This is a genomic window from Kribbella sp. (assembly GCF_035655035.1).
In the GTDB taxonomy this organism is placed as follows: domain Bacteria; phylum Actinomycetota; class Actinomycetes; order Propionibacteriales; family Kribbellaceae; genus Kribbella.
The window spans coordinates 1-8,983 of the sequence record NZ_DASRVN010000367.1 but is presented as its reverse complement, the minus strand read 5'-3'; the positions used below and the strand labels follow the sequence as shown (position 1 = coordinate 8,983).

The window sequence follows — 8,983 nt, the reverse complement described above, 5'->3', positions numbered from 1 at the left end:
CCCGCTACACTGTTCGAGGTGTCGGGCCGGTGCAAGCCCCGGGTCCCAAAATAAGCCGCTACGAGCGGCCACGCGCCGTGAGGCGCTTCCCGGCCCGACGCCACCATCCTTCACCCCGGCGGGTAACCACTCGGTGCACGCCTTCACCCCCCGGCGGGTGACCACCTGGTGCACGTGGTGCACCGACTGGCGGGCATGGTGGGTAAGCATGTGTGCTGACGGGTGGGGGTAATCGCCCCCGCGTGCTACGCAGGCGCTCCGGTCGCTCCGCTCCCTCCCGCACCCGCTCCGCGCGCTCCCACCCACCCACCGGCTTAGCGCCGGCAGTGCCCGGCTGACGCGGGGAGTTGCGAGCTACCGCTCGCGGGTGACAGCTAGCCGGACCTGCTATGTGAGGCCGGAGGTGGTGAGTGGCGCATGTGGTCCCCCACCGGGTGGACGTGGTTTGTGAGCGGGTGTGGGTGACGGGTAGACCTGGGTGACGGGTGGATGTAGTAACCCCGCGTACGAGTGACTACTAGGCGGACGTGCTGCGTGAGGCCGACCGTGGCGAGTGGTGCATGTGGTGCACCGACTGGGTGGACCTGGTAGTGACCAGGTGTGGTGACAGGTGGATGCAGTCACTCCCACGTCCTGCGCAGGATCCACCGCACCGTCTCGTCCACCGCGCCGGGGCCACGTTGACACGCTCGCCGTCCACTCTGGGGCAGCCGCGCCGGACACAGGCATCGGCGAGGAGGCTGAAAGAAGGTTTCAGCCGTCGCGGCCCTGCCAGGTGGTTACGCAGGCTTCGTTGCCCTCCGGGTCCGCGAGCACCCAGAAAGCGGGGGCACGCGTCGCGGACACGAGCCGGCCGCCGGCCGCCAGTGCCGTCTCGATGCGCCGGGATGCCTCGTCATGCGGGACACAGACGTCGAAATGGATGCGATTGCGCTGCGGGCGCGCCTCGTTCATCTGCTGGAACCAGACAGCCGGGCCCTGCCCGACGGGGTCGATGAGCGGATCTTCCGGCCCGTCGGCACCAGCCTCATCGGTGTAGCCCAGCACCGCCTTCCAGAACGGCCGAACGCGGGCGATGTCCAAAGCATCGATCGCGATCTCCAGAATCTGGACCGATCGCGGTGCCGTCGTTCCGATCCCGGGCTCCGTCCGAAGCCCGACCCTGTCCACAGTGGCAGAGATCTGGAGCGCGAGTTCGACATCCCGGGTGGTAACCGCCGCATGCTTCAACGACTGCAGAGTGAGGACGAGCCGGTCAGCGCGGGCATCAACCACGAGATGCCCATCGGCGTCGCCGCCGCACACCGCGACAGCATCCGCTGCCAGACCCATCGCCCCAGCCAGCGACTCGACCGAGACCGAGGTGCGCAACGTGCCCAACAAGAAGCGCCACCCGGAGTCCTCAACTGCCTCCGACGCTTCCTGCCGACTCAATACCTGTTCCATGGCAGCATCCTTGCAGCCCACACCGTCAGTCCCACCAACCGTTCCTTCTGAAACAGTCTCTGGTGCATGCGCCGTGGGCCTAATAACGCTGGTACTGGCGACTGTTCCACAGTGCAGTCAAAAGACGTACGGACAGTGGCATCACCGCCACTGGCTCTGACCGTGTTCTCTGACGTCAGATCTCCGTGAATTGTGACGGCGCCCGGTGGTTGGGCCGGAAGTTGTCAGCCAATTTTGAGGTCACTGACGTTGGTGACGCCGTTTGCCAAGGCCGCAGGCTTCAGCATGCAGGAGGCCTCCGTAGATCGGCTCTCGTGGGGCACGCGGACTTGCATCAGGCTGCAACGGTCTGCATCTTCCAAATCGGCTCGAGTGCTCGTAACATCGCGATGGGGCAGAACGTGTCTAGACCGGATTTGAAACTGTTGGCTCTCGTTACGATTGCGACTGGTCTCGTTGCGCTTCAGAGGCCAACGCGGCCGGGTTCACTACTTCACAGCAGCGGCCGCAACATCCCAGGGTGGCAGGGCGTCCTTCGCGTAAAGGCTTCGCGATTGAGGTGAGTATATTGCGGACATGGAGAACACGATTATCTGTTCTCGTCGCGATCGGAGTATTCTGCTCGGCCTGCGGCAACCAGGTCCCGACGAGTCACTCGGCCGCGAAGGCGACGGACTGCGTGGTACTGGAACGTTTGAATGCTCCGGCTTACTCCCTCGCCTTCGACAAGGTGAAGGACGCGTTGTGGTTCCCCGTTATGGAAATCGGAGGCAAATCGATCCTCCATCGCTATGATCTCGCGACTGGAAAACAGTTTCAGTATCCGCTCCCGGACTCCGGCTACAACGGCCTTGTCGCGACCACCGTTATCACGAGCGATGGCGCTGTGTGGGTCGATCTTCCGTACGCTGTCGCGCGCTGGGATCCAATCCGAGAGACGATAACCACAACGTCGATCCCTGCGGACGCCGAAGGTCAACTCCCTGGAGCAGTTGACACGACCCAGCCCTTGGCTGGGACATGGGTTTCAACCCTCATTGCGGACGGCGACGGGGTGCTGATCGGCCGCCTAAACGTTCCCTATATCCAACGGGTGTCCAGCAACGGCACAACGGCGAGGGCCTTTGACTTGCCCAATGGGTACGAGGGCACCAAGCAAATCGCTCGAACGGGTAGCACGCTGATCGTGACTCCAGGTTGGTTATCCAACGAGTCGGCAACAGACGTCCTAGCAATTGCGTCGAGCACAACAAGGCACACGGATGTCTTCCCATTGAACGGTCTCTTCGACCTTGGCGGGACCATCGCGGCGGAGACTCAGAACGGTTTGGTAAAGGCCGACACTGGCGAATCCCTGTCGACGGTGCTCGTACCGGATCCGTCCGCGCATGCCTTGTTGGCACAGAACGGTGTAGCCGAGGTCGCGTACAGCCCATCCAGGCACACTCTGGAACGTGCGGTGGGAACCGAGGTCGCGACCCTTCAGTTGAACAGCCGCACAGCACCTGCCGCCGGAGGGAACGGGACTGCAGTGAAAGCTTGGGAAGGCGTTACGGCGTTGGCACAAGGTCCCGATGCCACCGTGTTCGCCCTTCGCACCAATGGAACCGAGCTGTGCGAGTGGGGATCCGGGTAACGCCATTCCCGGCCCGGTCTACCGACCGGCGAGAGTCCGGCCGAGCAGCGCCCGGCGGGGACCCGCCCCGGGTGCTGGTCGACCTCGCGCTGATGCTGTCCGATGGTGGCGAGGCGACCTCGGATCTGGCAGGTGTTACGTGACCAGCCCGATCTGTTCGGTCCAGTCGCCTGGACCGCCAAACCCTGTTGGGGTCGTGGGCAGCATCGACGAGATGGTGTTGAGTCGGTTGCGCCAAGCGCGTGCGGCGGCTCGGGAGCGTGCCTGGCCGGCACGGACAGAACTTGGGCGCGTGTTGCCGGCCGCGGGTAGGCGTGTGCTTCCGGGCCAGGTCATCGACGTCGACACCAGCCGGTCACCTGTCACCGGCGAGAACGAATCGGCTGCTGCCACCTTCAAAGGCGACTATGGGTACCACCTGCTGCTGGCGTTCCTCGACAGGACAGATGAAGCACTGGCCCAGGTCGTTGCGGCCCGGGCCAACGCCTGACAGCACCCGATCCGCTCGCGCTGACGTAAAGGTCGCGGAGATCAACTCAGCCCCCGCCCGAGTGCCGCTAGCTTTGACGAGCAACCGACGTCAGGATTCGCTGTCCATAGCCACCGCCACCCACGTCGTCACACTCCCGGGAACCAACCGACGTCGCGAACGTGAGCGTGTCGTACCGCGTCGGCTGAAAGCCGGCTGCGAGTTCGCAGCCGGCTCCGCCTGGGCGCATGTCCGTCGGATGACACGTGAGTGTCCTGTGCCGGTCATGGCGATGACCGGCCGCACGGAGGGAAGCTTCCAGATACCAACAGTCCCGACCGCAACGCGGGGTGACGCTACGTGAGACCGGAAATGTGGCTCCTCTGGCTGACAGCAGCCGTGCTGTACGCCTTCATGATCCGTGACATCAATCGAGAGATCCGCGGCTGATGAATGCCTGTGTCGAGATCCCAGCCCCGGATGCCCGCCGCGTCCGTGTTTGGTTCGGTGCGCACGTCATCGCGGACTACACCGCCGCCCCGGCAGCTGCGGACCGATACCAGGCGGCGATGGCGCGGCGTTTCACCGGCCTGCGCATCACCGTCGAACCGGCGACCCTGTCCGTGTCCGACGGTGCCGCCGACTTGTAAACGGCCGTTGGCGACCTGACGCTCCCCGGCGACGCGAGCGGCCAGTACGCGCGGTTTGGGCGAATCACGGGCGGCTCGGGTGGTCCCCTGCGTAAGAGCACGCGTTGAGCTGACCGGTACCGGTGGGACCGTCCTCAGCTCCTCGCGTATGCAGCGTGATCGCTACACACCAGTTGGCCCCGTTGTACCGCGGTCCTTGTCCGAGCCCTCCCCTCCCCTGTGGACGGCTCGGCCAGGGACCGCACAAAGCCGGCTGGTGCGGGACGTGAAGCGAGTCCGTCCTGCACCAGCCGCTCCACCACCGCGCCTTCCGTCAGCCCTTCCGCGCCCACCCAGTACCAGAGGGGGGCGGACACCTGCCCCAAGTCGACCTGCACAGGCGGTTGACCACCTCGCCCTGACCGACCAACTGGTGCTGTGCGGTGCAGTCCTTTCCACCACCTCCGGCTACAGACCACCTCCACCAGTCGCCACACCACACGCACCACTCACCATCTCCCGACCACATGCACCACGCCCGCCAAGCAGTCACTCGCGAGCGGCAGCTCGCAACACCCGGCGCGCCAGCTGGGCACAGCCGGCGCTAAGCCGGTGGGCAGGTGGGTAGCGCGCGAAGCAGGTGCGGGAGGGAGCGCAGCGACCGGAGCACCTGCGCAGCACGCGGGGGTTGACCACCTTCACCTGTCACCACGTCCACACACTCACAACCTCACCCGTCACCACATCCGCTCACAAACCACCCTCACCAGTCGCCGCACCACACGCACCACTCATCACTTCCCGACCAGACGCACCACGCCCGCCAAGCAGTCACTCGCGAGCGCCAGCTCGCAACAGCCGGCGCCAAGCCGGTGGGCGGGTGGGTAGCGCGCGTAGCAGGTGCGGGAGGGAGCGCAGCGACCGGAGCACCTGCGTAGCACGCGGCGGGCCGTACCAGCCGACGTGCGTAGTTCTACCCGCGCGGCTAGACCTCTGCGTTGCTAGCTTCGTCGGCTGTGAAGCGGATTGCAGCAGGTCTGATGGTGCTGGTAGTGGCGGGTTGTTCCACAGTGCAGTCGAAGGACGTGCGGACCAGTGGGATCAGCGCGACCTACGTCGTCACGCTCCCGGAAACAACGGACGTCGCGAACGTGAGTGCGTCGTACCGAGTAGGCACCCTCACCTTCATCGAGCTCGGTGACGGCGAGTCGGTCACGTCGTCGGGAGGCGGCAAGGACGTGAAGCTCGAGCATCACAAGTCCGCCGGCGTCACCGACTACGACGGCCAGCTACACGGTGTGGTCGCCGCAGGTACCGAGATCACGTTCAACCTGACCCGCGCCAGCGGTAACGACTCAGCGCCGAGGTCCACCGTGAAGCTTCCCGGGCGCGTCAAGCTAACGGCGCCACAGACGGGTACGACGTACTCCCGCCGCGCCGCGCTCCCGGTCCGCTTCGACAGCGGCCCGTCCGACCTCTCGTCGCTGGTCACCTGGGCCGGCGACTGCATCCAGCCAGGCAGCCTGCAACTGGAACCCGGCCGTACCGAGGTCAGCCTCCCGCCCGGCTCCTTCCACCCGGTGACCGGAACCCCCAACCCCGGCCGCAAGCCCGCGACCACCTGTCAGGTCACCCTGATGCTGACCCGCCGCACCGAAGGCACCCTGGACAAGGCCTTCAAGGACGGCTCGATCACCGCCCAGAGCGAATCCTCCCGCCAGATCACCTCGGCGCCATAGGCGTCTCAGCTATCAACCAGGGGCTTGACCTCCGTGACGGCGACCAGGTCGGCGCCGTCATGGAACGCCTTCCGCTGCTTCACCGCGCCGTTCCCGTCGCGGAACGCCCGTTCGACACCGTCGCGCACAAGCTCCACCGCGTCGAGCCTCTCCAGCGCGGGTTCAACCGAGCGCCGTAACTGTTCAACCACCTGCGCCATCGGCATCACCTCCGCACGCAGTACGTCGAGGCCGCGTCCCGTGAGCCCGTCACGCGCGGCGAGCCAGTACCCGGCCCGCAGTACCTCAGGCTCCAGCTTCGGACCCCGCGTGCCGGCTTCGAGGGCCGTGAGCACGATGGCCCGGATCAGCGTTGCGATCAGTACGGTCTCGTCCACGGTGAGCGGAATGTCACTCACCCGTACCTCGACCGTCGGCAGGTGCGACGACGGCCGGACGTCCCAGTAGACCATCCGCTCGTCGATCAACGTGCCGGCCGCCACGTGCATGGCCACCAGTGCGTCGTAGTGCTCGGCCGACTCCAGGTACGGCGGCGGGCCGGCGCTCGGCCACCGGGTGGTCATCAGCCATCGCCAACTGGCGAACCCTGTGTCCTGCCCGAGGTAGATCGGCGAGTTGGCGCTAAGAGCGAGCAGAACGGGCAACCACGGGCGCAGGTGATTGCTGACCTTGGTTGCGGTCTCCTTGTCCGGCACAGCCACGTGAACGTGACAGCCACAGACACCCTGCTCTCGCGCCAGCAGGCCCCACTCACGGGCCAGCTCCTGGTACCTCGGCTTCCTCGTGATCGACTGCGCAGCACGCCCATGTGGTGGTACGGCGATCGCCAGCAGCCGGGCGCCCTGCTCCGCCGCGGCAGCAGCGAGCTGGGATCGCAGGCGGATCAGGTGCCCCCGCAGCTCCTCGGCCGTCTGACAGACCGGAGTGTTGATCTCGACCATGGCCCGCGTCAGCTCGAGCTCGACGTCGGGCAGGTCGGTCACAACGGACCTGCTGCGGGGCAGCGGATCCCCGGTCGCGGACACGAGGAGTAGCTCTTCCTCTACTCCGAACGACGGAACCTTCATGCCGATCAGGTACCCATGGCCTAAGCTGCCCGGCGTGAGTTTGTCTGTGGTCACCGCGACGCGGTACGTGTTGCCGCTGCGGGAAGGCGGGTCGTTGCCCGGCGTTGTCGAGGGCAACGACCTGGGGACGTACGTGATCAAGTTCCACGGCGCGGGGCAGGGCCCGAAGGCGCTGGTGGCCGAGGTGATCGTCGGGGAGCTGTTCCGGCGGCTCGGACTGCGGGTGCCGGAGCTGAAGCTGATCGAGCTCGACCCGGCGATCGGGAAGTCGGAGCCGGACTTCGAGATCCAGGAGCTGCTGATCCGCAGCGCGGGCCTGAACCTGGCCGTCGACTTCCTGCCGGGTTCCTTCGGGTACGACGGGTCGGCCGGCAACCCGGGCGACGACGCGATGGCGCGGATCCTCTGGCTGGACGCGTACGTCGCCAACGTGGACCGCTCGTGGCGGAACCCGAACATGCTGGTCTGGCACAAGAACCTGTGGCTGATCGACCACGGGGCCGCGCTGTACTTCCACCACTCGTGGATGTCCGCGGCGAAGTTCGCGTCGTTGCCGTACGACGCATCCGATCACGTCTTCGCGGTCGCGGTACCCGGTGTGGCGAAGGTGGATGCCGAGCTGGCCGCGGCGATCACCCCGGACCTGTTGACGGAAGTCGTAGAGCTCGTGCCGGACGAGTGGCTGGGCGACGGGGACCGCGAGCGGTACGTCGAGCATCTGCTCAAGCGCCTGGAGAACCGGGCCGCGTGGGTTCCGGGAGGTGTGCGGTGAAGCCGTTCGACTACGTGATCCTGCGGGCAGCGCCGCGTATCCAGCGTGGTGAGTTCATCAACGTCGGCGCTGTGCTGTACTGCCGAGCCCTGGACTACCTGGGTGCCGGCTGGGACGTGCAGCCGGAGCGTCTGAAGGCCCTGGACCCGGCTGTCGACGTTGACGTGGTGTGTGCCGCGCTGGAGCAGGTTCGCTTGATCTGTGCGGGTGAGCCGGCAGGTGGGCCTGCAGCTGGTACCAGCATCGGTGAGCGGTTCCGGTGGCTCGCGGCGCCTCGCAGTACCGTCGTGCACCCCGGTCCGATCCACAGCGGGATCACCACGGACCCCGCTGCCGAGCTTGAGCGCTTGCTGGACGCCTTCGTTCGTTAAGCGAGTGCCGCCGACACGACCTCGCGAGCCTGCTCGAAAACCTGCTCCAGGTGCTCAGCACCCTTGAAGGACTCGCCGTAGATCTTGTAGAGGTCCTCAGTCCCCGACGGGCGCGCTGCGAACCAGGCTGACTCCGTAGTGACCTTCAGCCCGCCAATAGCAGCTCCGTTCCCAGGAGCGTGCGTGAGCCGGTCCACGATCGGCTCACCCGCCAGCTCGGTCGCGGTGACCGCTTCTGGCGTCAAGGCGGCCAGCTTGGCCTTCTGATCGCGGGTAGCCGGCGCGTCCACCCGTGAGTACGCCGAGGCTCCAAAACGGTCAACCAACTTCGCATGCGCCTGTGAGGGCGTCTCCCCCGTCACCGCGGTGATTTCACTCGCCAGCAGCGCCAGCAGGATCCCGTCCTTGTCAGTGGTCCACACAGTGCCGTCGAAGCGCAAGAAGCTTGCCCCTGCCGATTCTTCACCGCCGAACCCAACAGAACCATCAATTAGCCCCGGTACGAACCATTTGAACCCAACGGGCACCTCCCACAACCGCCGACCGAGGTCACCGACCACACGGTCGATCAGCGACGACGACACCAGTGTCTTGCCGACAGCGACATCCGCACCCCACTGGCGATGACTGAACAAGTACGAGATCGCCACGGCCAGGTAGTGGTTCGGGTTCATCAGCCCCGCGTCCGGCGTGACGATGCCGTGCCGGTCCGAGTCCGCGTCGTTCCCGGTCGCCAGGTCGTACTTGTCCCGCTGCGCGACCAGCGAGGCCATCGCGTACGGCGAGGAGCAGTCCATCCGGATCTTGCCGTCGTGGTCCAGCGTCATGAACGACCAGGCCGGGTCCACCCGCGG

General features: G+C 66.1%; 8 protein-coding genes and 1 pseudogene. 6 read left to right on the top strand and 3 right to left on the bottom strand.

Annotated elements, in window-relative coordinates:
* Window positions 1–753: 753 nt before the first annotated feature.
* Window positions 754–1,446 (bottom strand): VOC family protein, encoded by a 693-nt coding sequence (locus tag VFF46_RS20480; protein ID WP_325038771.1) that lies wholly within the window; start codon window positions 1,444–1,446, stop codon window positions 754–756.
* A 679-nt stretch (window positions 1,447–2,125) separates the two neighbouring features.
* On the opposite strand from VFF46_RS20480, the gene VFF46_RS20475 reads away from it, so the two are divergent.
* The 4 genes from VFF46_RS20475 to VFF46_RS20460 all read left to right on the top strand — a co-directional run bounded on the left by VFF46_RS20475 (window position 2,126) and on the right by VFF46_RS20460 (window position 5,919).
* The gene (locus tag VFF46_RS20475) at window positions 2,126–3,082 is read left to right on the top strand and encodes a hypothetical protein (protein WP_325038770.1); all 957 of its coding nucleotides are present in this window, start codon (window positions 2,126–2,128) and stop codon (window positions 3,080–3,082) included.
* Between the two features lie 196 nt (window positions 3,083–3,278).
* Entirely contained in the window at window positions 3,279–3,572 is a 294-nt protein-coding gene (locus VFF46_RS20470) for a hypothetical protein (protein ID WP_325038769.1), read from the top strand.
* Between the two features lie 428 nt (window positions 3,573–4,000).
* Window positions 4,001–4,201, top strand: a complete 201-nt coding sequence (locus VFF46_RS20465; RefSeq protein WP_325038768.1) for a hypothetical protein — start codon at window positions 4,001–4,003, stop codon at window positions 4,199–4,201.
* A 1,019-nt stretch (window positions 4,202–5,220) separates the two neighbouring features.
* A complete protein-coding gene (locus VFF46_RS20460; RefSeq protein ID WP_325038767.1) occupies window positions 5,221–5,919 on the top strand; it encodes a hypothetical protein in 699 nt (232 codons plus the stop codon).
* Window positions 5,920–5,924: 5 nt separating this feature from the next.
* Here VFF46_RS20460 and VFF46_RS20455 read toward each other — a convergent pair whose 3' ends face one another.
* Complete coding sequence (locus VFF46_RS20455; protein ID WP_325038765.1) at window positions 5,925–7,040, bottom strand: glutamate--cysteine ligase; 1,116 nt, start codon at window positions 7,038–7,040, stop codon at window positions 5,925–5,927.
* Here VFF46_RS20455 and VFF46_RS20450 point away from each other — a divergent pair.
* A complete protein-coding gene (locus tag VFF46_RS20450; protein ID WP_325038764.1) occupies window positions 7,021–7,758 on the top strand; it encodes a HipA family kinase in 738 nt (245 codons plus the stop codon). The two genes, VFF46_RS20455 and VFF46_RS20450, sit on opposite strands and share 20 nt — an antisense overlap.
* A complete protein-coding gene (locus VFF46_RS20445; RefSeq protein WP_325038763.1) occupies window positions 7,755–8,129 on the top strand; it encodes a DUF3037 domain-containing protein in 375 nt (124 codons plus the stop codon). Before VFF46_RS20450 ends, VFF46_RS20445 begins: the two co-directional genes overlap by 4 nt.
* Here the strand turns inward: VFF46_RS20445 and VFF46_RS20440 are convergent.
* Window positions 8,126–8,983 (bottom strand): annotated as a pseudogene (locus VFF46_RS20440) (phosphoglucomutase, alpha-D-glucose phosphate-specific); the annotation flags it as partial. The gene VFF46_RS20445 and the pseudogene VFF46_RS20440 overlap by 4 nt on opposite strands.

Bases quoted from the DNA above. Each gene is read 5' to 3' on its own strand.
- VFF46_RS20480 (WP_325038771.1), bottom strand. From the start codon at position 1,446: ATGGAACAGGTATTGAGTCGGCAGGAAGCGTCGGAGGCAGTTGAGGAC.
- VFF46_RS20465 (WP_325038768.1), top strand. From the start codon at position 4,001: ATGAATGCCTGTGTCGAGATCCCAGCCCCGGATGCCCGCCGCGTCCGT.
- VFF46_RS20460 (WP_325038767.1), top strand. From the start codon at position 5,221: ATGGTGCTGGTAGTGGCGGGTTGTTCCACAGTGCAGTCGAAGGACGTG.